The sequence below is a fragment of the Nocardia sp. bgisy134 genome (assembly GCF_057708325.1).
Window position 1 is genome coordinate 18,289 of sequence record NZ_JBYIRW010000025.1, and the last position, 24,636, is coordinate 42,924.

16 protein-coding genes and 1 pseudogene are annotated in these 24,636 nt (G+C 67.2%); 14 read left to right on the forward strand and 3 right to left on the reverse strand.

The features are described 5' to 3' along the window. Position 1: 1 nt before the first annotated feature. Positions 2-403 (forward strand): hypothetical protein, encoded by a 402-nt coding sequence (locus AC3ERS_RS32470; protein WP_431971964.1) that lies wholly within the window; start codon positions 2-4, stop codon positions 401-403. A gap of 43 nt (positions 404-446) precedes the next feature. Here the strand turns inward: AC3ERS_RS32470 and AC3ERS_RS32475 are convergent, their stop codons facing one another. Both AC3ERS_RS32475 and AC3ERS_RS32480 read right to left on the reverse strand, forming a co-directional pair. Further along, the gene (locus tag AC3ERS_RS32475) at positions 447-1,040 is read right to left on the reverse strand and encodes an RDD family protein (protein WP_431971965.1); all 594 of its coding nucleotides are present in this window, start codon (positions 1,038-1,040) and stop codon (positions 447-449) included. 95 nt (positions 1,041-1,135) lie between these two features. Next, positions 1,136-1,936, reverse strand: a complete 801-nt coding sequence (locus tag AC3ERS_RS32480) for a helix-turn-helix transcriptional regulator (RefSeq protein ID WP_431971966.1) — start codon at positions 1,934-1,936, stop codon at positions 1,136-1,138. Between the two features lie 177 nt (positions 1,937-2,113). On the opposite strand from AC3ERS_RS32480, the gene AC3ERS_RS32485 reads away from it, so the two are divergent. Beyond that, positions 2,114-2,662 (forward strand): hypothetical protein, encoded by a 549-nt coding sequence (locus tag AC3ERS_RS32485; RefSeq protein ID WP_431971967.1) that lies wholly within the window; start codon positions 2,114-2,116, stop codon positions 2,660-2,662. Positions 2,663-3,138: 476 nt separating this feature from the next. Continuing rightward, a complete protein-coding gene (locus AC3ERS_RS32490; protein WP_431971968.1) occupies positions 3,139-4,878 on the forward strand; it encodes an N-acyl-D-amino-acid deacylase family protein in 1,740 nt (579 codons plus the stop codon). 13 nt (positions 4,879-4,891) lie between these two features. Here AC3ERS_RS32490 and AC3ERS_RS32495 read toward each other — a convergent pair whose 3' ends face one another. Next, positions 4,892-5,848 (reverse strand): LysR family transcriptional regulator, encoded by a 957-nt coding sequence (locus AC3ERS_RS32495; RefSeq protein ID WP_431971969.1) that lies wholly within the window; start codon positions 5,846-5,848, stop codon positions 4,892-4,894. Between the two features lie 64 nt (positions 5,849-5,912). On the opposite strand from AC3ERS_RS32495, the gene AC3ERS_RS32500 reads away from it, so the two are divergent. From AC3ERS_RS32500 to AC3ERS_RS32550, 11 genes and pseudogenes are all read left to right on the forward strand, one after another. Next, positions 5,913-7,052, forward strand: a complete 1,140-nt coding sequence (locus tag AC3ERS_RS32500) for an XdhC family protein (RefSeq protein WP_431971970.1) — start codon at positions 5,913-5,915, stop codon at positions 7,050-7,052. Between the two features lie 76 nt (positions 7,053-7,128). Next, positions 7,129-8,019, forward strand: coding sequence for an FAD binding domain-containing protein (locus AC3ERS_RS32505; protein ID WP_431971971.1), 891 nt, complete (start codon positions 7,129-7,131; stop codon positions 8,017-8,019). A gap of 2 nt (positions 8,020-8,021) precedes the next feature. Next, positions 8,022-8,540, forward strand: a complete 519-nt coding sequence (locus tag AC3ERS_RS32510) for a (2Fe-2S)-binding protein (RefSeq protein ID WP_431971972.1) — start codon at positions 8,022-8,024, stop codon at positions 8,538-8,540. Further along, positions 8,537-10,927 carry an aerobic carbon-monoxide dehydrogenase large subunit gene (locus AC3ERS_RS32515; RefSeq protein ID WP_431971973.1) on the forward strand — a complete coding sequence of 797 codons (2,391 nt, stop codon included), beginning with the start codon at positions 8,537-8,539 and terminating at the stop codon, positions 10,925-10,927. Before AC3ERS_RS32510 ends, AC3ERS_RS32515 begins: the two co-directional genes overlap by 4 nt. Before the next feature lie 25 nt (positions 10,928-10,952). Beyond that, the gene (locus AC3ERS_RS32520) at positions 10,953-11,846 is read left to right on the forward strand and encodes an XdhC family protein (RefSeq protein WP_431972026.1); all 894 of its coding nucleotides are present in this window, start codon (positions 10,953-10,955) and stop codon (positions 11,844-11,846) included. Next, positions 11,843-12,439 (forward strand): nucleotidyltransferase family protein, encoded by a 597-nt coding sequence (locus tag AC3ERS_RS32525; protein WP_431971974.1) that lies wholly within the window; start codon positions 11,843-11,845, stop codon positions 12,437-12,439. The genes AC3ERS_RS32520 and AC3ERS_RS32525 overlap by 4 nt, the downstream gene beginning before the upstream one ends. Next, a complete protein-coding gene (locus AC3ERS_RS32530) occupies positions 12,436-13,323 on the forward strand; it encodes an AAA family ATPase (protein ID WP_431971975.1) in 888 nt (295 codons plus the stop codon). Before AC3ERS_RS32525 ends, AC3ERS_RS32530 begins: the two co-directional genes overlap by 4 nt. A 13-nt stretch (positions 13,324-13,336) precedes the next feature. Next, the gene (locus AC3ERS_RS32535) at positions 13,337-13,978 is read left to right on the forward strand and encodes an SRPBCC family protein (RefSeq protein ID WP_431971976.1); all 642 of its coding nucleotides are present in this window, start codon (positions 13,337-13,339) and stop codon (positions 13,976-13,978) included. After that, positions 13,978-15,177: a vWA domain-containing protein gene (locus AC3ERS_RS32540; protein WP_431971977.1), complete on the forward strand. Its 1,200-nt coding sequence runs from the start codon at positions 13,978-13,980 to the stop codon at positions 15,175-15,177. Before AC3ERS_RS32535 ends, AC3ERS_RS32540 begins: the two co-directional genes overlap by 1 nt. 286 nt (positions 15,178-15,463) lie before the next feature. Next, a pseudogene (locus tag AC3ERS_RS32545) lies at positions 15,464-15,657 on the forward strand (LLM class flavin-dependent oxidoreductase); the annotation flags it as partial. A 479-nt stretch (positions 15,658-16,136) separates the two neighbouring features. Then, the gene (locus AC3ERS_RS32550; protein WP_431971978.1) at positions 16,137-24,617 is read left to right on the forward strand and encodes an amino acid adenylation domain-containing protein; all 8,481 of its coding nucleotides are present in this window, start codon (positions 16,137-16,139) and stop codon (positions 24,615-24,617) included. Positions 24,618-24,636 lie beyond the last annotated feature (19 nt).

Here is a 24,636-nt window from a genome sequence, read left to right on the forward strand (position 1 = left end):
AATGATCACCGAAACGATTCCCATGTGGACCTCCCAGCGAACGCTGGTGTCCCTGCGCGATGTACTCCAGTTGTTCCCGCCGAACAACTGGCGGTGGACGGTCGAGGACTTCGACGGGGTGTTCGGATTCCCCACTGACATCACCCGGGCCCAGTTCCAGGAGATGGTGGCCGCCGGGGCAGTGGCATTCGACTGGAACGGAATCCAACAATTCGCCGACGGCGTAGATCAGATGATCGATGGCCGGATCGTCGCGACCGATGAGAACGACACCGCCGTGGTACAGCTGGACGCGTTCGACAGCACCGAATACGAGATCGTCATCGATCCTGCCTGGAGCGGCGCGGCTGCGCTGGTTTCCGCTGTCCGTTCCGGACTGGTGCCCCACCGCCGAACACCGTAGGGCGTGCCTCAGCCCGCGACCCGAACCCCCACAACGCCGTGGCCTATGGGCGTTTTCGCAGGTCCACACGACCCGGCAGCACCATGGGGATGTCGTTCTTCCAGTCGATCTTCCGCTTGGCGGCGCGCACCACGCGACTGCGGGCAGCCAGATCATGCACAGCACGGCGCTTTCCGACAGGAACCGCCGCGAGGAAGAAGCTCGCGATCAGCGTGAGCAGGCCGAGCACGGAGATCACCTCGAGGATGTCCGATTCGGGATTCGACCCGGACAAGGACATGAAAACGAACGGCAGGAAGATGATCAGCATGCGAGACGCCGCTGGCAGCAACTCCAGCCTAGGCCGAGCCCACTCCCCAGCAGGTACCACCCGCAGCCCGAGAAGCCCCTTGCCCAGAGTCTGCCCTTCGCGGCGGATCAGCAGGAAGACCTCCAATCCGACATAGGCGATGAAGTAGCACAACCACGCCGCTGCCCCATAGATCACCCCTTCGTTGGCTTCGGTCGTCACCAAGGTAATCGGGATCAGCAGAATCCCGACCGGTATCGCAATGACGAACGTGAGTAGCAGGCAGAATGCAAGGTCGAGCAGCCTGGCGACGAAGCGCCGGAAGAATGGTGCGGATTCGTAGGGCACGTGACCTCCTCTGCGAGGTTTCGCCGACGGCGAGCTGCTCTCGGCAAGGTCGGCTTCGGGTACTGTGGCGCAAATCGCCAAGCGCGTTCTGCGCGTTACTCATACGGGGAGGGCGGCTCGGCGTTCGGATTCGGTCGGGGTGGTGTGGGGACGAGACCGAGACTGTGTGCTTTCCGCAGTGCCGAGACGCGGTCGTGCACGCCGAGCTTGCGGTAGAGGTTCTCGGTGTGCTTGGTCACGGTCGCCGGCGTGATCACGAGTCTGGTGGCGATGGCGCGAGCGGTCAGGCCTTCGCACAGCAGGGTCAGTACCGCCAGCTCGCGCGGAGTGATCTTGTATTCGGCGGGGTCGCTTGCTCCCCGGTAGGCGAATATCGCTGTCTCGTGGGCTTCGACGGTATCGAGCAGGGATCTGGCGAGCGCGGCGTATTCGAGGTCGCGATCGTTGAAACCGAGACCGCTGCGGCTCATGATGACACCGCGAATTCGTCCCGGCCCAGCGGACAGCGGCAGGGCGAGCTGGCGGTCGATGCCGATGGCTTCCTTGCCCGCTCGGTAGGCTTCGCCTTTCCACCAGCGGTCGTCGGCGACCTCGTCCATGGTCAGCGGTGTCTTGTCCCGGGAGTGCGCGTAGTGCCGCAGCAGGGGATGGGATCGCATGTGCGCGTGGATGAGTGCGTCCAGCGGGGCCTCGTGCAACCAGTCGGGGGACCCGGTCAGCGCGTGGCCGGTGCCCGCGTTCCAGTCGAGGTCGATCAGGACGGCCAGGTCACACGGTAGGTCGGCGGTCAACCTCGCCATCAGCAGCGGCCACACCCGCACCGGCTGCTTCTCGGTGATGATCTCGAGCGCGAGATCGTGGATCCTCTTGGCGTCGCCCCCTGGCAAACCCTGCACTCCAGCATTGTGCCCCAACGGATTCCGCATATCAGCCGAAAGACCGGACCGCCATACGAGGTTCTGCGTATGGCAGCCGATGCGGCGTGAAATCTACCGTTGATCTGCATGTAAGCAGTTGGCCGACAAACACTTTCGAAGCAGAGGCGGGTCGGCCACTACCACGGAGGGTGTCTCATGTCCGAAAACGCACGTTTCCGTCGCCAGCGGGGCAAGGGGTGGGTAGCTGCGCTGCTCGCCGCTGCCGGATTCGCAGGCGCGATCATCGCTGCCACACCCGCCGCGCACGCGGACATACCGGTCCTGTACCCGCTCTACACCTGGTGGAATCCGGACCGCGGCGACAACTTCACCACCGGCAACCTCAACGACGAGAACAGCGCCGTAGCGGCCGCCTATCTGCCCATCCGCAAGGAGGCGTTCGTCTACGAGACCCAGCAGCCGGGCACCGTGCCGCTGCATCTGTTCTGGAACAACGCCCGCCAGGACAACTTCAGCACAGCGACACCGGTGGGAATCGACTCCGCCTACAGCGCCGGCTACACCTACATCGGCGTCCAGGGATACGTCCACACCGCCCAGGCGCCCGGCACCCGCCCGCTCTACCTGTTCTGGAGCGAAGCGCGCCAGGACAACGTCCTCGCCGTCGATCAGACCACCATCGACTCTGCCTACAGTGCGGGCTACGTCCTCATCCGCACGGAAGGCTACGCGCCGTACGCCTGACGCACAGCTGGACGGCATCCAGCCGCGCAAGCCCGATCGGTCGTCGCGACAGAGCCCACCCGATGTCCGGCTCTGTCGCACGAGTTCTCCTTCGAATCATTCCCCGCCCGACACCGAACGCCAGGACGAACAGTTGGCGCGCCGCCTTCGCGATGCGTGCACGGGTCAACCGCTTCTGCCCGGGCGGGCAGTGAGCGGCGGCGGACTCGTTCTCCAGGGACGCCGTCACACGCTAGACAAGCAGTCACTCACTAGACACGGTGTCAAGCCAGTGCTAGCGTGTGCCACATCACGCCCGGCCCGGTCCTCGTCGACCGTCAGCCCTACAGGAGAGTGACCCCCGCATGCCGGGCAATCACAGTGAAACCGCTGCCGCGCAAGACAACCGGCCGCCTCGCCCGGGGCGAGATTCCGATTCGCGGCGTGGCCAGCGCGGTGACCGCAGGCTGTGACCGAGGGGAGTAAGGAGAAATCCCATGTACGACGGCATCATCAAAGGTGGCCGCTGGTTCGACGGAACCGGCGCACCCTCGGCGATTCGTCACATCGGCATCCGCGACGGGCGGGTGGCGATCGTCTCGGCCGAGCCGCTCGACGAAACCGGGTGTGGCACCGTCGTGGACGCCAACGACAAGTGGGTGATCCCCGGCATGGTCGACATCCACACCCACTACGACGTGGAGGTGCTCCTGGACCCGGCGCTGTCGGAGTCGGTGCGACACGGTGTCACCACCGTTCTGCTCGGCTCCTGCTCACTGTCGGCGGTGCATGTCGACCCGGAGACGGCAGGCGATCTGTTCGGCCGGGTAGAGGCTATTCCGCGCCCGTACGTCATCGAGGCCGTGGCCGATCACAAGACCTGGCGCAGCGCCCAGGAATACGTCGAGGCGCTGGAGCGGTTGCCGCTGGGCGCGAATATTGCCAGCTTCCTGGGACATTCGGACATCCGGGCTGCCGAACTCGGGCTCGACCGCGCCACCCGCCACGACGTGCGGCCCGAGGCCGGCGAACTGGCGGCGATCGAACGCAGGCTGGTCGAGGCGCTCGACGCGGGATTCGTCGGAATGTCCTCCCAGCAGTTGCTGTTCGACAAGCTCGACGGAGAGCTGTGCAGGTCCCGAACGCTACCGTCGACCTTCGCTACCAGCCAGGAACGGAAGCGGCTCAACGCGATCCTGCGCGAACGCCATCGTGCCCTCCAGGGCGGCCCCGACGTGGCCCGACCGCAGAGCCTGGTCTCCATGGCGGCCGCCACGCTGGGCATCTGGCGCAAGCCGCTGAAGACGAGTCTGCTCTCGGCGGCCGACATCAAGGCGATTCCCGCGATCGCCACCCTCTTCCCAGTGGTCGCGCGGTTGCTCAACGCGCTGGGCGGCGACTTTCGCTGGCAACACCTGCCGGTCCCGTTCGAGGTGTACTCCGACGGCATCGACTTGCCCGTGTTCGAGGAATTCGGGTCCGGCGCTGCCGCATTGCACCTGTCGAATCAGCTGGACGAACGCGGGCAGCTGATGCGCAGCGAAAGTTACCGACGGCAGTTCCGGAAGGACTACGACAAGAAGTATGGGCCGAGGGTGTGGCATCGCGACTTCTTCGACGCCGAGATCGTCGAATGCCCCGATCGGGCGGTGATCGGCAAGACCTTCGGGCAGGTCGGGAGGGAGCGCGGCGGCGTGCATCCGGTGGATGCGTTCCTGGACTTGGTCGTCGAGCACGGTGGCAAGGTGCGCTGGCGCACCACGATCTCCAACCACCGTCCCCACGTGCTGGACCGGTTCGCCGCCGATCCTGGTGTGCAACTGGGATTCTCGGATGCCGGCGCGCACCTGCGCAACATGGCTTTCTACAACTTCGGCCTGCGGTTGCTGCGCCGGGTGTACGAGGCCGAGCTGGCGGGCCGGCCGTTCATGACGGTAGAGCACGCGGTGCACCGAGTGACCGGCGAACTCGCCGACTGGTACGGACTGGAAGCCGGGCACCTGCGCGTCGGCGATCGGGCCGACGCGGTCGTCATCGACCCCGCTCACCTGGATGGCAGCCTCGACGCCTACGCCGAGCATCCGGCACCGTACTTCGGCAACCTGGCGCGGATGGTGAACCGCAACGACGACACCGTCACCGCGGTATTCATCGGAGGCGCCTACGTATTCGGCAACGGAAAGGCTGCCCCGATCCTCGGCGACCGGCGCACCGGCCAATTCCTCCGCGCCGCCTGATCGGCTCGTTCGTTCAACTCCACAGTGTCACATGCACTTTCGGTCGGAACCGGGTGACGCCCACGCCGGAGCCGCGGATCATCGCTTGAATGCATCGAGGGGTGGTGATGAACCGCAGCAGTTCCGACGCCGCGGGCTGGCGGGAATCGGGCGGCAATGTGGTGGCGCACCATTCGTCGGATACCTGAAGCCTGGGTCCCTTGATATGGATCAACCGACCGGCCGCGAGGTCGGAGGAGACGGCGAAACCGATCGTCAGGGTGATGCCTCCGACCCGGCGGACCTCTTCCAGGGCGGCAGCGTCGCTCTGGAAGATCCGCTGGTGTGATTCGGGAACGGCCAACTCGCGCAGCATCGTCGCGATGTGCCCGTCGACACTGCCCGCGCCGGGGCCCAGCATCCACTGTTGCTCCCGCAGCAGCGCCGGATGTGGCGCGGCGCTCGCCAGCGGGGTGTCCGGGCGCGCGACCGCAATGATCTGATACTTCAGGAACGGCCGGGCGGCGAGGGCCGTGTCGGCGCCGTCCGGCCCCGGTCCCAGTGCGATGTCCACCGCACGGGTCTCGATCAGACCGCGGAATTGGCTGGTGGGATGCACACTCAGCTCGACGGACAGATCCTTCGCACGCGCCGCGAACAAATCGATGAGGCCGGGCGCGGCGTGTTCGGCGAACGCGCTCGACGCCGCGATGCGGAGCAGCCGCCTGCCGTGCGCCGCCTCGCTGACCTCGACAGCGGTTTGATGTTGCAGTCCGAGAATCTCGATAGCCCGGCTCGCCAGGCGCAATCCGCCGGGAGTGAAGGCCAGCCCCGCCGCCGCGCGGACGAACAGCGGGTCGTCGAGCTCCTTGCGCAGCTGGGCGATGTGCAGCGAGACACCGGCGTCGGACATCCCCAGCTCTCTGGCCGCCGCATGGACGGAGCCGAGCCGTACCACGGTCGAGTAGGCCCTAAGCTGGGCGGGCGTCACGATCCGAGTCTAGTTTGGTGGTGGACGCAGTGCCTACAGTCGCATCGCGCCTGGAGGACGCATCATGCGGGACGTGCTCACGGATCTGATGACAACCTGGAAGGGCGGGGGTACGGCTGGGGTCGCGACGGTCGTGCGGACCTTCCGTTCGGCACCGCGACCGCCTGGCGCGTCCATGGTCGTCGCGCCGGACGGGACGGTCGGCGGTTCGGTTTCCGGTGGCTGCGTCGAAGGCGCGGTCTACGAACTCGCCACCGACGTGATGCGGACCGGTCGCCCGGTGCTGCAGCGGTTCGGCTTCTCCGACGACGACGCCTTCGCCATCGGCCTCACCTGCGGCGGCATCATCGACATCTTCGTCGAATCGATCTCGCGGGAGACGTTTCCGGAACTCGGCGAGGTCGCCGCGGATATCGCCGCGGATCGTCCGGTCGCGATCGCGACCGTCATCGAGCACCCCGACACCGCCAGGGTGGGGCGACGGCTGCTGATCCGGCCGAGCGCCGCGCACGGCACGCTGGGGTCGGCGCGCGCCGACGACGCGGTGATCGACGACGGACGCGGCCTGCTCGCGACGGGCCGCAGCGAGGTGCTGTCCTACGGCCCGGACGGGCAGCGCCGCGGTGAGGGCATGGCGGTTTTCGTCGCCAGTCATGCCAGGCAGCCGCGGATGCTGGTGTTCGGGGCCATCGATTTCGCCGCCGCCGTCGCCCAGCAGGGATCGTTCCTCGGGTATCGGGTCACGGTGTGCGACGCGCGGCCGGTCTTCGCCACCTCCGCCCGGTTCCCGACCGCCGACGAGGTCGTCGTCGACTGGCCGCATCGCTATCTGGCCGCGCAGATCGCGGAGGGCGCGGTCGATGCGCAGACCGTCGTCTGCGTGCTGACCCACGATCCCAAGTTCGACGTTCCGCTGCTCGAGGTGGCGCTGCGCGCGCCGGAGATCGGCTATGTCGGCGCCATGGGGTCGCGCCGCACGCACGACGAGCGCCTGTCTCGGCTGCGCCAGGCAGGCCTCACCGACGAGCAGCTCGCCCGGCTCGCCAGCCCGATCGGGCTCGATCTGGGCGGCCGGACGCCCGAGGAGACGGCGGTGTCCATCGCGGCCGAGATCATCGCGCGGCGCTGGGGCGGACACGGCCGCTCGCTGACCCGAACCGGCGGCAGGATCCACCACGACGGGGGCGAACAGCGAATTAAGTGATTCCTTAATCCGGTCTTGACGGCGGCGTCAGCGGGGCAGAGGCTTGGTTTCTCCCCAATGATGTGAGGTAGATCACATGCAAGTCCCTGGGCCATTCGAATACGAGCGCGCGACGGGCGTGGATCACGCCATCGGACTGCTGGACCGGCTGGGGGAGGAGGCGCGCATCATCGCGGGCGGGCACAGCCTCCTGCCGATGATGAAGCTGCGGCTGGCCAATCCGGAATATCTCATCGACATCAACGACCTGGCCGCCGAACTGGGCTACATCGTCACCGATCCGACCCTAGTGCGCATCGGTGCGATGGTCCGGCATCGGAACCTGCTCGAATCGGACCGCCTCGCCGCGGTGTGCCCGATCTTCCGTGACGCCGAGCGCGTGATCGCCGATCCGGTCGTGCGCAACCGCGGCACGATCGGCGGCTCGCTGTGCCAGGCCGATCCCGCCGAAGATCTCACCACGGTGTGCACGGTCCTCGGCGCCACCTGTCTGGTGCGCGGACCGTCCGGCGAACGGGAGATCGCGATGGACGACTTCCTGGTCGGTCCGTACGAAACCGCCATGTCGCGCAACGAACTTCTGATCGAGCTCCGAATTCCCTTGCGGCATCGGACCTCGAGCGCCTACGCGAAGGTGGAGCGGCGGGTCGGCGACTGGGCGATCGCGGCGGCAGGCGCGACCGTGACAGTGCACGGCGGGACGATAGCGGCCGCGCGAATCGGTCTGACGGCGGTCAACCCCGATCCGTCGGCGGTCACCGCCGCGGCGGACGCGCTCGTCGGTCAGCCGCACACCGAAGAGGTCTTCGCGGAGGCGGGCCGCCAGGTGAGCGCAGCGTGCTCACCTGTCTCCGATGCGCGCGGTAGCGCGGACTACAAGCTCCATCTCGCGTCCGAACTGACGATTCGCGCGCTGCGCACGTCGGTCGAGCGCGTACTGAACGAATCTGCCCTGAAAGGGAATTAGCCATGCAGGTCACCATGACCGTCAACGGCGAGCCGGTCACCGCGGAAGTCGAGCCGCGTACCCTGCTCGTGCACTTCCTGCGAGATCAATTGCGGCTCACCGGAACCCACTGGGGCTGCGACACCAGCAACTGCGGCACCTGCGTGGTGGAGGTCGACGGCGAACCGGTGAAGTCGTGCACGATGCTGGCCGTGATGGCCGGCGGCCATTCGGTGCGCACCGTCGAGGGACTCGAAGTGGACGGCAAGCTCGATCCCGTGCAGGAGGGCTTCATGCAGTGCCACGGGTTGCAGTGCGGATTCTGCACGCCCGGAATGATGATCACCGCCCGCGCGCTGCTCGACCGCAACCCGAATCCCGACGAGCAGACCATCCGGGAGGCGATCTCGGGCCAGATCTGCCGCTGCACCGGATATACCACCATTGTGCGGTCGATCCAGTGGGCCGCGGCGAAGCAACGCGGCGAAGCGGCGGAGCCCGAACCCGCTGCCAGCCCGACGCCGGTGGGGAGCACATCATGACCGCCGTCGAGTCCCGGCCCGAAGACCGGGTCGACAACGACCACAAGCCCTGCGGTCACGGCAGGATGCTCCGGAAAGAGGATCCGCGGTTCATTCGCGGACGCGGCAACTACGTCGACGACGTGCAACTGCCCGGCATGCTGCATATGGCGATCCTGCGTTCGCCGTTCGCGCACGCGCGGATCGTGAGCATCGATGTCTCCGCGGCACAGGCGCATCCGAAGGTCAAGGCGGTCGTCACCGGCGCGGATCTCGCGGCGAAGGGACTGGCCTGGATGCCGACGCTGTCCAACGATGTGCAGGCGGTGCTGGCGACGGACAAGGTCCGGTTCCAGGGGCAGGAGGTGGCCTTCGTCGTCGCCGAGGATCGCTACTCCGCGCGTGATGCGTTGGAGCTGATCAACGTCGAGTACGAGATGCTCGATCCGGTGATCGACGCCCGCACCGCGCTGGCGCCCGACATGCCGGTGATCCGCGATGATCTCGAGGGCAAGCGGGACAACCAGTGCTTCGAATGGGAGACCGGCGACGCCGCCGCGACCGAGGCGGTGTTCGCGCGCGCCGACGTCGTCGTCAAGCAGGAGATGGTCTATCCGCGAGTGCATCCCGCCCCGATGGAGACCTGCGGCGCCGTCGCGGATCTCGATCCCGTGACGGGGAAGCTCACGCTGTGGTCGACGAGCCAGGCGCCGCATGCCCACCGCACGCTCTACGCGTTGGTGGCAGGACTGCCCGAGCACAAGATCCGGGTGGTCTCACCCGATATCGGCGGCGGGTTCGGCAACAAGGTGCCCATCTATCCGGGATACGTCTGTGCCATCGTCGGGTCGTTGTTGCTGGGCAAACCGGTGAAGTGGATGGAGGATCGCAGCGAGAATCTCACCAGCACCGGGTTCGCCCGCGACTACATCATGGTCGGTGAGATCGCCGCCGACGCCGACGGCAAGATCCTGGCCATCCGGTCGACCGTGCTCGCCGATCACGGCGCCTTCAATGGCCAGGCCGCGCCGTTGAAGTATCCGGCAGGCTTCTTCGGAGTCTTCACCGGTAGCTACGACATCGAGGCCGCCTACTGCAAGATGACCGCGGTCTACACGAACAAGGCCCCCGGCGGCGTAGCCTACGCGTGCTCGTTCCGGATCACCGAGGCCGTGTACTTCGTCGAGCGGTTGGTGGATTGCCTCGCCTACGAACTGAAGGTGGATCCCGCCGAGCTACGGCTGCGGAATCTGCTTCGCCCTGAACAGTTCCCGTACACGAGCAAGACCGGCTGGGTCTACGACTCCGGCGACTACGAGAAGACCATGCGCCTGGCGATGGACATGATCGGCTACGACGCCTTGCGAAAAGAGCAGCAGGACAAGCGCGCCCGCGGCGAGTTGATGGGCATCGGGATGTCCTTCTTCACCGAGGCGGTCGGCGCGGGTCCGCGCAAGGATATGGACATCCTCGGACTCGGCATGGCCGACGGGTGCGAGCTGCGTATCCATCCGACCGGCAAGGCCGTGGTGCGCATCTCGGTTCAGACCCAGGGGCAAGGGCACGAGACGACGTTCGCCCAGATCGTCGCCGAGGAACTCGGCATACCGCCGGACGACATCGACGTCGTGCACGGCGACACCGATCAGACTCCGTTCGGTCTCGGCACCTACGGCACCCGGTCGACACCGGTCTCGGGCGCCGCTGCCGCACTGGTGGCGCGGAAGGTGCGCGACAAGGCGCGGATCATCGCCTCCGGCATGCTCGAGGTCTCCGTCGCCGACCTCGAGTGGGAGAAGGGCTCGTTCCACGTCAAGGGCGATCCGTCCGCGGCCGTGACGATCCAGCAGATCGCGATGCGCGCACACGGCACCGGTGACCTGCCCGAGGGCATCGAGGGCGGACTCGACGCGCAGATCTGCTACAACCCGGAGAATCTCACCTACCCGTATGGTGCGTACTTCTGCGTCGTCGACATCGACCCGGGGACGGCCGTGGTCAAGGTCCGGCGCTTCCTGGCGGTCGACGACTGCGGCACCCGTATCAATCCGATGATCATCGAGGGCCAGGTGCACGGCGGTCTCACCGACGGCATCGGCATGGCCCTGATGGAGATCATGGCCTTCGACGAGGACGGCAACTGCCTCGGCGGATCCCTGATGGACTACCTCATCCCGACGGCACTCGAGGTTCCGCACTTCGAGACCGGGTACACGGTCACCCCGTCGCCGCACCACCCGATCGGCGCGAAAGGCATCGGTGAATCGGCCACGGTCGGATCACCGCCTGCCGTGGTCAATGCGGTGGTGGATGCGTTGGCGCCGTTCGGAGTTCGGCACGCCGACATGCCGCTGACGCCGTCGCGGGTCTGGGAAGCGATGCAGGGGCGGGCCACACCACCCATCTGAGCAGGTGCGAGCGATGGGATCATCGATGAAGATGACCGAGCGTGCACAGCAGTTGGTCCGCACCAGGACGCCGTTCGTGCACGCGACCGTCGTACGCGCGCAGCAGCCGACCTCGGCGCACGCCGGGGACGAGGCGATTCTCTTGCAGGACGGGACGATCGAAGGATTCGTCGGCGGCCAGTGCGCGCAGAACTCGGTCCGCAAGGCGGCGCTGGGCGCCCTGCAATCGAACGAGAGCGTGCTGCTGCGTGTGCTACCCGACGGCGATCTGCACTTTCCCGAGGCGCCCGGCGCGGCGGTGGTGGTGAATCCCTGTCTGTCCGGCGGCGCGCTGGAGATCTTCCTCGAGCCGCAGATCCCGCCGCCGCTGGTGCACATCTGCGGCGCGACGCCTATCGCGGACGCCCTGGCCGACTTGTGCGAACTGGTGGGATTCACGGTGCGGCGCAGTGTAGCCGGAGCCGACCCGCTGGAGTCACCGTCCGACACGACGGCGATGGTGATCGCGAGCCATGGCGGCCCGGAAGCCGAGATGATCCGCGTCGCGCTCGATGCGGGCGTGGGGTATATCGGGTTGGTTGCCAGCAGGATTCGGGGCGCGTCGATTCTCGACGAACTCGAATTGACCGACGCCGAGCGGGCTCGCGTGCACACCCCGGTGGGATTGCCGATCGGCGCCAAGACGTCCGCGGAGATCGCCGTCTCGATTGTCGCGGAAGTGATCCAGGCGATCCGCAAGGGTGGCTTGGCCGTCCCGGCCCGCCCGGCGAGCGTTGTCTTCGAGGCGCTCGATCCGGTGTGCGGTATGACCGTGACGGTCGGGCCGGACACACCACACCTCACCGTCGACGATGTCGACTACTGGTTCTGCGGCTCCAGCTGCCGCAATTCCTTCGCGGCGGCGAAGGCGGGCTCATGACCATCGGATTCGTCACCGGAGTCGTACTCGCCGCGGGATCCTCGCGGCGCCTCGGCACCGCGAAACAGGTACTGCCGTATCGAGATACGACGGTTCTCGGCGCCACCCTCGACGTGGTTCGATCCTGCGCCCTCGATCAGATCATCGTCACGCTCGGGGGTGCCGCGGAAGCGGTGCGCAGGCAGGTCGACCTCACCGGGGTGGAGGTGGTCATGGCCGACGACTTCGGTTCGGGCTGTTCGTCGTCGTTGCGTTCGGCCCTGAGCGCGGTGCATCCGCGGGCCGCCGGAATAGTACTGATGCTCGGTGACCAACCGGGACTGTCGGCGGCAACCGTCGACCGGCTGGTCGCCGAGGGGACAACCGCCGCTCCGATCACCGTCTGCCGCTACCGCGACGGTGTCGGGCATCCGTTCTGGCTGAACCGCAGCACATTCGGCGAGCTGGCCCGGTTGCACGGCGACAAGGCCGTGTGGAAGCTCATCGAGTCCGGCCGCGTCGCGGTGTCGCGACTCGACGTCGACGCACCGGCGCCCTTGGACGTCGACACCTGGGACGACTACGAGCGCCTGCGCGCCTCGACGTTGCCATGATCGCGCCGTTCGACGATGTCGAGGAGGTGGTCCGGCGATTCGACGCCGACGACTACCTGCTCGATACCGGGACCGCCGCCGCCTTCTATCTGGCCACCACGTTGGGTCGGCCGCTGCTGCTGGAAGGCGAACCCGGAGTGGGCAAGACGACGGCGGCGAAGACCCTGGCCACGGTGCTGGATGCACCGCTGATCCGCCTGCAATGCTACGAGGGCCTCACCGTGAGCGAAGCGCTGTACGACTGGAACTACCAACGTCAGCTGCTCAGCATCCGGCTCGCCGAGGCGCGCGGCGCCGACCTCACCGAGGCGGACCTGTTCACCGAGGCCTACCTGGTCGACCGCCCCATCCTGCGCTGTGTGCGATATCGCGGTCCGACGCCCCCGGTGCTGCTCGTCGACGAAATCGACCGTGCCGATGACGAATTCGAGGCACTGCTGCTCGAATTCCTCGGTGAGGCCACGGTGACGGTTCCCGAACTCGGGACTTTCGTCGCCGAGCACCCGCCGCTCACGGTGCTGACCTCGAATCGCAGTCGCGACCTGCACGACGCGTTGCGGCGGCGTTGCCTCTACCACTGGATCGACTACCCGGATCCGGCCCGCGCGGTCGCGATCGTGCGACGCACCGTGCCCGGGGCAACCGATGTGCTGATCGAGCACGCCACCCGATTCGTCGGCCGCGCCCGCGATCTGGATCTCGACAAACCGCCCGGCGTCGCCGAGACCATCGACTGGATCGCCGCGTTGGCGACGCTCGACGTCGCCGATCTGACCGCGCCGGAAGCGGTCGCCGCGCTCAGCGCACTGGCGAAGACACCCGACGACCGTGCCACCTTGCACGGGGAATTCGTCGAATACACCCAAGGCATGGCTACCGGATGAGAGGGATACTCCGATGAAGATCGCCAATGAGTTCACCGTCAACGCCCCGGTCGAGCAGGCATGGGAGGTGCTGTCCGACCTCGAACAGGTGGTCCCGCTCCTGCCCGGCGCACAGATGGTCGGCTGGGAGGGAGACGATTTCCTCGGCAAACTGAAGGTCAAAGTCGGCCCGGTGACAAGCGAATTCACCGGAAAAGCGAACTTCGTCGAGCGCGACGAACACGACCATCGCGCCGTCATCGACGGCCGCGGCCGGGACACCCGCGGATCCGGAAACGCGGCGGCGACCATCACCACCCAACTGCGCGAGGAAGGCGATCGGACCCGGGTCATCGTGGACACCGACCTCAAGATCGTCGGCAAGCTCGCCCAGTTCGGCAGCGGGATGCTGCAGCAGGTGTCCGAGAAGATGATCAGTCAATTCGTCACGTCTCTGGAAGCGAAACTCGCAGAAGGGGATTCGGCCGCCGCGCAGCCGGTGGCCGGGCCGGACAGCCGAGCGGTGCAACCCGTTGCCCAATCCGAGCCCGCGCCGCTCGACCTCGTCGATCTCGTGGGGCCCGCGATGATCAAAAGGTATGGCCCCGCGATCGCCTTCGTGCTCGCGGCCGTGCTCGCAATCATTCTGGTACGCAGGCGGATGCGCGAGCGGTGATGACGGGAACGGTGCTGCTGCGCGGCATCGATCTGGCCGCATTCGCCGTCGCGGTGGTCGCGCGGCTGCGGCGCGGTGGCGTCGCCGTGGCGCCGAGCGGACCCGCCCTGTTCGTACAAGCTTTGCGGCGCATGGCGCCGCGGTCACGCACCGAGCTCTACTGGGCCATGCGACTCACGCTCGTCGATCGCATGCAAGATCTCGCCGCCTTCGACACGGTCTTCGCGACGGTGTTCGCCGACGCGACGCTGGGTGTGGACCCGCCGAGCCGGACGCACGGGCTGCCCACCGAACGCGCGTCGACGCCGGGCACCGGCGGTCAGGGTCAGTCTCGAAACGGTGGTGAAGTCCCTTGGGCGACACTGCAATCGGCAACCGGCTCCGACCGATCCACCGACAAGAGCGTGGCGCTCCCGGACGTGCTGCCGAGCCGGTTCGCGGCACGGGAACAAGAACCGTTCGCTCGCTTCGATCCGGACGACCTGCGGACAGTCGGCGCCTGGCTGGAGCAGACGTCGGCGCTGTGGCCGCAGCGCAACAGCAGGCGCTACGAAAACCATTCGCACGGCAAGCGGATCGACTTCCGGGCGACGATGCACAACTCCCGCCGCACGGGCTGGGAGCCTGCGGTGCTGGTTCGCACTCGTCCCCGGCGCCGACCGCGCCGAATCGTCATGATCTGCGACGTCAGCCGCTCGATGCAGCCGTACTCGACGATCTACCTGCACCTGATGCGGGCCGCGATGCAGCACCGTTCGCCCGGCCGACCGGAGGTTTTCGCCTTCTCGACCTCGCTGACCAGGCTGACTTCGGTACTGGCGCACCGTTCCCCGGATATCGCGGTAGCCAGGGCCAACGAGAAGGTCGCCGACCGCTACGGCGGCACGCACATCGGGCGATCCCTCACCGCGCTGCTCACAACCCCGTCCGGCAACGCGGTGCGCGGCGCCGTCGTCGTCATCGCATCGGACGGCTGGGACAGCGACACCCCCGATGTCCTCGCCCGCGCGATGGCCCGCATCCGCCGCCGGGCTTGGCGCGTCATCTGGCTCAATCCCCGTGCGGGCGAATCCCGATTCCAGCCCGCCACCGGTGCGATGGCGGCGGCCCTGCCGTTCTGCGACATCATGATGCCCGCGCACACACTGGCGGGGATCCACGCGTTCGTGCAAGTTCTGGCATCGTCGGTCGTCACCTGACGCGCGACCGGCTTCCGGCCGACGGGTAGCGATTCCGACTCGGCTACCTACGTCTCAGCCGAACCGACAAATATCGCCGCAGATGCGGCAAGAATTGCAGCCACTACTTCACCTCTTGTGGGAAACCGCCAACTGTGCGCGGCTCGAGGCTCCGGCGGAGCATGCTCTATTCCCGATTCGAATGCCAGCAGGGCACTTTGCGCCAAGAGGACGAAGGTACCGACGCCCACGATGACCCAACCGACCGCGGGGGAGATATGAGCGGCTGGATCCGTATTGGGAAGCGATACCGACCAGGGCCGACCACAACAGCCTGGCGACGCTGACCGACCATGCGAAGGCGCTCGAGGATCACGGCTGGAAGGGTGCATTGCTCGGCACCGGTTGGGGTCGCCCCGACACATTCACCGTCGCCGCGGCGCTCGCCGCCAGGACGACGACCTTCGAACCGCTCAGCGCGATCCGACCCGCTATTGGCATTCGTCCTCGAGGATGCGCAACTGTTGTTTTCGCCGCCGGTCCCGGTTCACGATCATCGGCCCCGGCAAGGGTCGAGGAAATGCTTACGATCAGGGCGATTTTGTGCAGGACTGCTTGCCTGATCGATCAGAAGCCGGCCGGACACCGCGCCGCTCCGGAAGCGGAGGCAGAGGCTGGTCGCGGATGGATCGGGGGCGGCCAGCAAGAACCGCCGCACACCTAGCAGCGCTAGAAAACTGACACCGGCCACACCGCGTATGACGTGAGTCGTAGCCCCATCGATTCGCTCGGTGGCCTGGTGAAAGAGATTCGCAACTACGCCGGCGAGCGCTTCGGAGTTATCGTGGAAGTCCTGCCGGACGCCGTGGTGGCCTCAGGGGACACGATATGCACACGCTGATCGAGTCGCTCACCGAGAACCTCCGCATGCTGCTTTCGAAGCCGCTCGCGGCGGCCGATGGCAGCGCGATGGTGTGCCCATGACGGCCGGAGCGGATGGCGCGTTCCCGCTGTCGGCGGCGCAGCGCGGAATCTGGTTCGCCCAGCACATCGCGGGCGACATCCCGATCTCCATCGCCCAGTATGTCGACCTGGCCGGGCCGATCGATGTCGACCGGCTGGCGCCGGCGGCGCGTCAGGCCGGGCGCGAGTTCGGCACCGGCTATCTGCGCTTGATCGAAAGCGACGGGTATCCACTTCAGTGCGTCGACACCACCCTGGACGACAGTGCGCGCATCGTCGACTTCCGCCATGAGCGTGATCCGGTGGCCGCCGCGCACGCCTGGATGCGCGACGAATACTCGGCACCTCTCGATCTGCTGAACGATCGGTTGGCCTGTGCGGTCATGCTGCGGATCGCCGACGACCACTGGTTCTCCTACTGGCGGATGCATCACATCGCGCTCGACGGCATGGGTGTCTCGGTGATGGCCCGGCGTACCGGCGAGCTCTACACCGCGGCGATCGAGGGAAGGCCGCCGCCCGCCTCCCGAGCCGAGAACCTCAGGAAGATCGTGGCCGCCGATCTGGCGTACCGCGGCTCCGACCGTTTCGCGGCCGACCGGGAGTACTGGCTGCGGCACCTCGACGGGATGGCCGACCCGGTGAGCCTCGCCGGCCGCACCGCCGACATCGACGCCCACCCGCGGCGCGTCGAGGGCGTGCTGGCGCAGGAAACAGCGGAATTGCTGGAGACGGTCGCCACGGCGGCGGCCTCCGGTGTGGCACCCACGGTGGTCGCGGCGTTCGGCGCCTATCTCGCCGCGACGACCGGTGCGCCGGAGGTGGTATTGAGTCTGCCGGTCTCGGCGCGCACGACGGCAGCCATGCGACGTTCCGGCGGCATGATCGCCAACGTCGTCCCGGTGCGACTCCGGGTGGCTCCGACCATGACCGTCGGTGAGCTGATCAGCGCCGCGCAGGGCGAGCTGACCGGTGCGCTGCGGCGGCAGCGTTACCGTCAGGAGGACATCTTCCGTGACCTCGGCTGGCCGATGGACGAGGTCGCGACATTCGGCCCCTCCGTGAACTTGATGATGCTGGACACCAGGGTTCAGCTCGGCCCGGTCACCGGACGAGTGCATGTGCTGACCCCCGGGCCGATCGAGGACCTGTACCTCAATCTGTATCCCGGTGTGGGCGGCGAGAGCACCCACATCGACTTCCAGGGCAATGCGAACCTGTACAGCGACACCGAATTGGTCACCCACCACAGCCGATTCCTGCGGTTCCTGCGGAAACTTCTCGCCGCAGGCCCGGACGCGGCCCTGTCCACGGTGCCTGTCGTATCCGACGACGAGCTTGCCGAGCTGGCACCGGCACGAGGACCGGCGAGCGTCACGCCTCGTACGCTCCCCGAAATACTCTCCGCGGGTGCGGAAATCAACCCTGATGGGATCGCTGTTCGCGACGGTGCCGCCTGTCTGACCTACCGCCAGGTCGACGAATACACCAATCGGCTTGCGCGCGTAGCGATCGCCTCGGGTGCGGGCCCGGAATCCAGTGTGGCGATATCGATTCCGCGTTCGATCGATTCGGTGCTCGGGATGCTCGCGGTGGCCAAGACCGGTGCCGCCTTCGTGCCGATCGACCCGGACTACCCTGCCGACCGGATCGCGTACATGATCGACGACAGTGGAGTCGTCGCCGGGATTACCGTATCGACCGCGCGAAGCCTGTTGCCGGACAGGGTGAACTGGCTGGTTCTCGATGAGGACAGGACCGGTCGGCGGATCGCCGAGCAGGACTCGGCAGCGGTGGATGACAGTGTGCGGCATGCCCCGGTGCACCTGGATCAGGTCGCGTACATCATCTACACCTCGGGATCGACCGGATCGCCCAAAGGCGTGCTGGTCACCCATCGGGGTTTGGCGAACATGGTCGCGAGTTTGGCGCATGCCTTCGGTGTCGGTGCCGATTCCGTCATGGCACATGCGGTTTCGTCGAGTTTCGACCTCTCGGTCGAGGAGATCCTGGTGACCTTCGCCGCCGGAGCGATGCTCTCCGTTGTCCCGCCGTCGGCGTACGCCGGCGAGGAGATGGCGGACAGTCTTCGCGTGCAAGGTGTTTCCCATCTGGATGCCACGTCGGCAGTGGTGGGGTCCCTCGACCCGGCGACGCTGCCCGGCCTGCGCACTGTCATCGTCGGTGGCGACGCCTGCCCTGCCGAACTGGCGGCCAGGTGGTCCGGCCATGCTGTCCTCAACGGGTACGGACCCACCGAAACCACCGTCACGGCGACGTTGAGCGACGCGTTGACACCCGCTGCGCCGGTCACGATCGGTGGCCCCATCCGCGGTGTCTCCGCAGTCCTGCTCGATTCATGGTTGCGACCGGTCGCTCCGGGCACGATCGGTGAGCTGTACCTCGCGGGTGGGGGAGTAGCGCGCGGCTATCACCGGCGCACGGGCCTCACCGCGGGCCGATTCGTCGCGAACCCGTACGCGTGCGGCGAGCGGATGTACCGCACCGGGGATCTGGCGCGCTGGACCAAGAGTTCCGGTACGTTGGAGCTGGACTATCAAGGCCGCAACGACTTCCAGGTGAAGGTGCGCGGCTTCCGGGCCGAGCTCGGCGAGATCGACGCCGTCCTGCAACGGCACCCGGACATCGACTTCGCGATCACCCTCGGGATCGATACCGATTCGGGCACCACTGTCCTGGTCTCCTATGTGCTGCCCGAACCGGGCATCGAGGTGAGCGTAGAAGCACTGAAAGCGGCTGCTGGCGAATCGCTTCCGGCGTACATGGTGCCCGCCGCGATCATGCCTCTGGAGAGCGTTCCGCTGACACCGCTGGGCAAGATCGATCGTACGGCGCTGCCCGAACCCGATTTCGCTTCCCACGCACTCATGAGCCGACCACCCTCGACCCCGCGCGAGGAGGCGCTGGCCGCGTTGTTCGCCGAAGTTCTCGGGCTGGATTCGGTGGGCGTCGAGGAGAGCTTCTTCGCGCTCGGCGGCGACAGCATTTCCTCTATTCAACTGGTCTCCAGGGCGAAGAACGCCGGGATCGGCTTCAGCGCACGCGAGGTATTCGAACGCAAAACCGTTGCCGGGCTGGCGGCGGTGGCCACCGAGGCGCGCGCCGAAGTTGTGCACGAGTTACCCGGCGGGGGAGTGGGCGCCGTCGAACTCACGCCGATCGTGCGCGCGATGCTGGACCAAGGAGATACCTGGCGCCGGTTCGGCCAGGCCGTCTTGATCGGTCTTCCGGCCGGCGTCGACGGCGCTCGGCTGATCGCTGCCGTCCAAGCGCTCCTCGACCATCACGATCTGCTGCGCTGTTCGTTGCGAAGCACCGATCACGGCTGGGAATGGAACGTCGCCCGCCAGGGTTCGGTCGTGGCAGGCACTCTGGTGGACGTCGTGACCGCGCGCCCCGATCGGGACCATAGCGGCGAATTCGAATTGCAACGTGCCGCAGACCAACTCGACCCGGAGGCGGGAATCGTCGCGCGCTTCGTGCTGATCGAGCGCGCCGACGCTGCTCCACTGTGCTGGATCGTGCTGCACCACCTCGTGACCGACGCCGTCTCGTGGCGGATCCTGCTGCAAGATCTGGCGACCGCCGCCTCTGGCGGCGCCCTCGCTCCGGTCGGCACATCGTTCCGACGTTGGGCGCGTGGACAGTTCGAGCACGCGACTGACCGAAATGTCGAACTGCAGGTCTGGCAACGCATCCTGGCCACACCCGACCCGCCGATCGGCACGGGCACCTTGGATCCGGCCGTCGATGTCGCCGCCACGAGGGCGATCTACCGGACCGCTATCGCCCCCGACGTCGCGCACGCAGTGCTCACCACGGTGCCCGACCGATTCCATTGTGGCGCTGATGATGTCCTGCTGACCGCGTTCGCGATGGCGGTGAGCCGTTGGCGCGGTCGAAGGTCCTCACTCTTCACGCTGGAGGGCCATGGTCGCGAGGAGGCCATCCTGCCCGGCGCCGATATCGCGCGCACGCTGGGCTGGTTCACCGCGGTGCATCCGGTGGCCATCGACCTGACGGGCATCGATCTCGGTGACGCGTTCGACGGCGGCCCCGCGGCGGGCGCCGCGATCAAGACTACGAAGCAGCAGCTGCGCGCGATGCCCGACAAGGGAATCGGTTTCGGCATGCTTCGCTATCCGAACGCCGGCACCACCGATCCGTTCGCGGATGCGCCGACACCGCAGCTGAGCTTCAACTATCTCGGCCGAGCGCCGACCGGCGGCGAGACCGGAGCCTGGCTGCCGCAACGCTTCGCGGCAACGCAGGACGACCGAGCGCCGTTGGCCGCGGTCATCGATCTCAACGCCGTGCTGACCGAGAATGGCTTGGAAGCGGCCTGGGCCTACGCTTCTCGGCTGCTCGATGCGGCCGAGGTCGGCGAACTCGCCGGTCTCTGGGCGCACGCACTGCGGGCGCTCGTCGACCATGCCACGACCGCGGGAGCGGGCGGGCACGCGCCCTGCGACTTCGACCTCGTCGCGGTCACCCAGCCGCAGATCGAGGCTTGGGAGCACGACTATCCGAATCTGGTCGACATATGGCCGCTTTCACCGCTCCAGTCCGGCCTGTTCTTCCATGCGATCTACGACCCTGATGCCGCCGACGGCTACACAGTGCAATCGGTGTTCACGCTGGCGGGCACGATCGACGACGCGCGACTGCGCGCTGCCGCGGAGGCGGTGGTGGCACGGCACGACATCCTGCGGGCCGCGTTCGTGGCGACCGACGACGGGCCTCGCCAAATCGTGCTGTCGGACGCCGACATCCGCTGGCGGGAGGTCGACCTGAGCGGAGTCGCCGATCCCGAGGAACGGGAGCGGGAGCTCGATCGAGTGATCGCCCTGGACGCAAGAACCCGATTCGAGCTGACTCGTCCGCCGCTGATGCGCTGCACACTCATACGCAGCGGCCCCAACCACTACCGGTTCGTGCTGACCAACCATCACCTCGTGCTGGACGGCTGGTCGACCTCGCTGCTCGTGCGCGAGTTTCTGACGCTGTACGCCACGGGCGACGCGTCCGCGCTATCGCCCGCGCACTCCTACCGCGAGCTTCTTTCGTGGCTGCGCGAGCAGGACCACGCCGCGTCGACCACGGTATGGAAGCAATACCTCGCGGGCATCGATACCCCGACACGGGCCGTCCCGGCACTGGCCGGTATCGAAACGACCGAGGCCGGGACGGTTTCCGTCGACCTGGTCCGGGACACGGTCGACCAGCTGGAAACGACCGCCCGCAGTTCCGGCACCACGGTGAACACGATGATGCAGGCGAGCTGGGCGATGCTGCTGGCCGTACTGACGGGCCGAACCGATGTGGTGTTCGGCGCAACGGTGTCCGGCAGGCCACCGGAACTGGCCGGTGTCGAGGAGATGGTCGGGCTCTTCATCGACACGCTGCCGGTGCGAGTGCGGCTCGATCCCTCGGAGACAGCGGCCGACCTGCTGGCCCGCCTGCAGAGCGAGCAGGCGCGGCTGATGGACCACCAGCACGTCGGCCTTGCTGCGATCCACAAGGCTGTGGGCCTCGCCGAATTGTTCGACACCCTCACCGTTTTCGAGTCCTACCCGATTGACCGTGAGGCTTTGGCGGCAGCAACGGACATCGCGGGCATGCGTGTGCTGGACGTCGAGGGCACCGACGCGACGCCGTATCCGTTGAATCTCGTGGTTGTTCCACTCCGCGGCAGCGATGGGCACAACACGCTGCGCATCACCCTGAAGTTCGCGGCCGACCAGGTCGCGCCGGAGGCGATGCGACCGCTGCTGGATCGCTTGGTCGGGTTGCTGACCCAGCTCGCGAACAACCCGCATGCCCTGGTGTCCCAGCTCCAGTACTGCGACGACGTCGAACGCGCCGAGCTGCTTCCGGTTCGTGGCGCGGAGTCGGTGCCGCCGCGGACTCTTCCCGAGATCCTCTACGCCGGAGCGCAGATCGATCCCGGCGCCATCGCGGTGAGCGCGGGCGAGCTCACGATGTCCTACGAGGAGCTCGACGCCTGGTCCAACCGCCTCGCCCGGGTGTTGCTGCGCCGAGGTGTCCGGCGGGAGATGTGCGTCGCGCTCGCCCTCGGTCGATCGCTGGAGTCGGTGGTGGCGGTGTGGGCGGTGGCCAAGACAGGGGCGGCTTTCGTGCCGCTGGATCCCCGCAATCCGATCGCGCGGATCGAGCACATGCTCGCCGACTCGAAGGCGCCGATCGGCCTGACAATGACCGCGGCCCGCGAGGCGCTGCCCAGCACCATCGACTGGCTGCTGCTGGACGATCTCGAGACGATCCGCCGGGTCGAGAAGGTCGCCGACGCGCCGATCACCGACGAGGAGCGTCGCGGTCCCATCGACATCGATCAGGCGGCCTACCTGATCTACACCTCGGGATCCACCGGCACACCGAAAGCGGTGCTGCTCGGTCATCGCGGCATGGCGAATCTGGTTGCGGACCTGAAGAATTCATTGGATCTGGATTCGACCGCCAGCGTGTTGCAGGTAGCCTCCCCGAGCTTCGACGCGTCGGTGTTCGAGCTGCTCGCCGCGCTGAGCGTGGGCGGCAGGCTCGTGATCTCGCCACCGGATGTCTGCGGTGGCGCCGACCTGACTCGCCTGCTGCGCACCGAACGGGTCACTCACGTGGCGATCACGCCGTCGGTGCTGGCCACGATGGAATCCGCGGGCCTCGATCGCTTGCGAGTGCTTGCTGTCGAGGGTGAGGCCGCGACACCGAAGCTGATCGAGCAGTGGTCGGGCGGGCGGCGGATGGTGAACCTGTATGGTCCGGCGGAGTTCAGCATCTGGGCAACCTGTCGCGGCGAACTCGAAGCGGACGATCCGATCACTATCGGCGGGCCGATCCGTGGGGCCGCGGCCATGGTGCTCGACACCTGGCTGCGTCCGGTGCCGATCGGCGTCGCCGGTGAACTGTATGTGGCCGGTCCCGCACTGGCCCGCGGCTATTTCAACCACTCCGCGACGACCGCGGGACGGTTCGTCGCCAACCCCTGCGGCGAGCCGGGGGAGCGGATGTACCGGACCGGCGACATGGTGCGCTGGGTCATCGGGAGCGACAACACGTACGAGCTGGAGTATCTGGGCCGCAGCGACTTTCAAGTCGAGATTCGCGGCGTGCGGATCGAGCTCGGCGAGATCGATACCGTGCTGTCTCGCGACGAACTGGTCGACCATGCGGTGACGATCGGCCGCACCGGACCGGCGGGGACGACCGTGCTGGTGTCGTACATAGTGCCCGCCGAGGGCGCCGAGGTCGACGGCGAGCATCTGCGCGCGGTAGCGGCCGACGCCCTGCCCGCGTACATGATCCCCTCCGCCTTCGTCGTGCTGGATGCGATCCCGCTCACCGCGGTCGGCAAACTCGACCGGGCAGCGTTGCCGACACCGAAATTCACCGACGGGCAGACCGAGTACCGAACACCCTCGACACCGACCGAAGAAAGTCTCGCCGATATCTACGCGGAGTTGCTCGGCCTCGACAAGGTCGGCGCCGACGATTCCTTCTTCACCCTCGGCGGCGACAGCATCACCGCCATCCAGCTCGTGTCCAGGGCGAAGCAGCGGGGCGTGCACTGCACCCCGCTGCAAGTGTTCGAGCATCGCACCGTCGCCGCGCTGGCCGCGGCCGCCGACACCGCGCGGGCGACGCTGCTTCCCGGCGAGCTGCCGGTGGTCGACCGCGGACCTGCGCTCGACGTCGTGTTGCCGATCCGGCTCGGCGGCGACGAACCCGCGCTGTTCTGCGTCCACCCCTCATCCGGATTGTCCTGGACCTACCTGGGATTCGCGGATGTGCTGGCCCCCGGCAGGCCGATCTATGGACTACAAGCGCCGGACCTGCGCGGTGCCGAAGCGCCGGCACGCTCGATCGAGGAGCTGGCCGATAGGTACATCCGCGAGATCCGCGCCGTGCAGCCCGCAGGGCCCTACCACCTCCTCGGGTATTCGTTCGGCGGACTCATCGCCCACGCGATCGCCACGAAGCTCGAGAACGCCGGTGCCACGGTCGGCGTCCTCGCGTTGCTCGACGCCGATTGCGCTGATATCGACGGTGGCAGTATCGAGCAGCTGTCCGCCGGCGCTTTCGTCAGTACCTTCGGCCCGATCGTCGGCATCCACGATGTGCCCGCCGATGCGTCCGCCCAGGAGGCCGCCGATCTGATCCGAGCACGGCTGGGCGGCGCTTCGCCGATCGACGCGGGCGCCATCGAGCGGATGGCCCGGTCGTACAACGCGACGGCGCGGACCCGAACGGGATACCATCGTCCCGTATTCGACGGTGACATGGTGTATTTCAGCGCCACGGTCGATACTTCCGACCTCTTCGGCCCGGTCGGCTGGCAGCCCTATGTGACCGGCGAAGTCGTCAACCACGACGTAGCGGCCACCCATGACGAACTGACCTCGCGACACGTGCTGCCGACCATCGCTCGTCTACTCGACGAGCATTTGGCAGGTCGGCGATGAGTATCGCAGCGATGCGAAC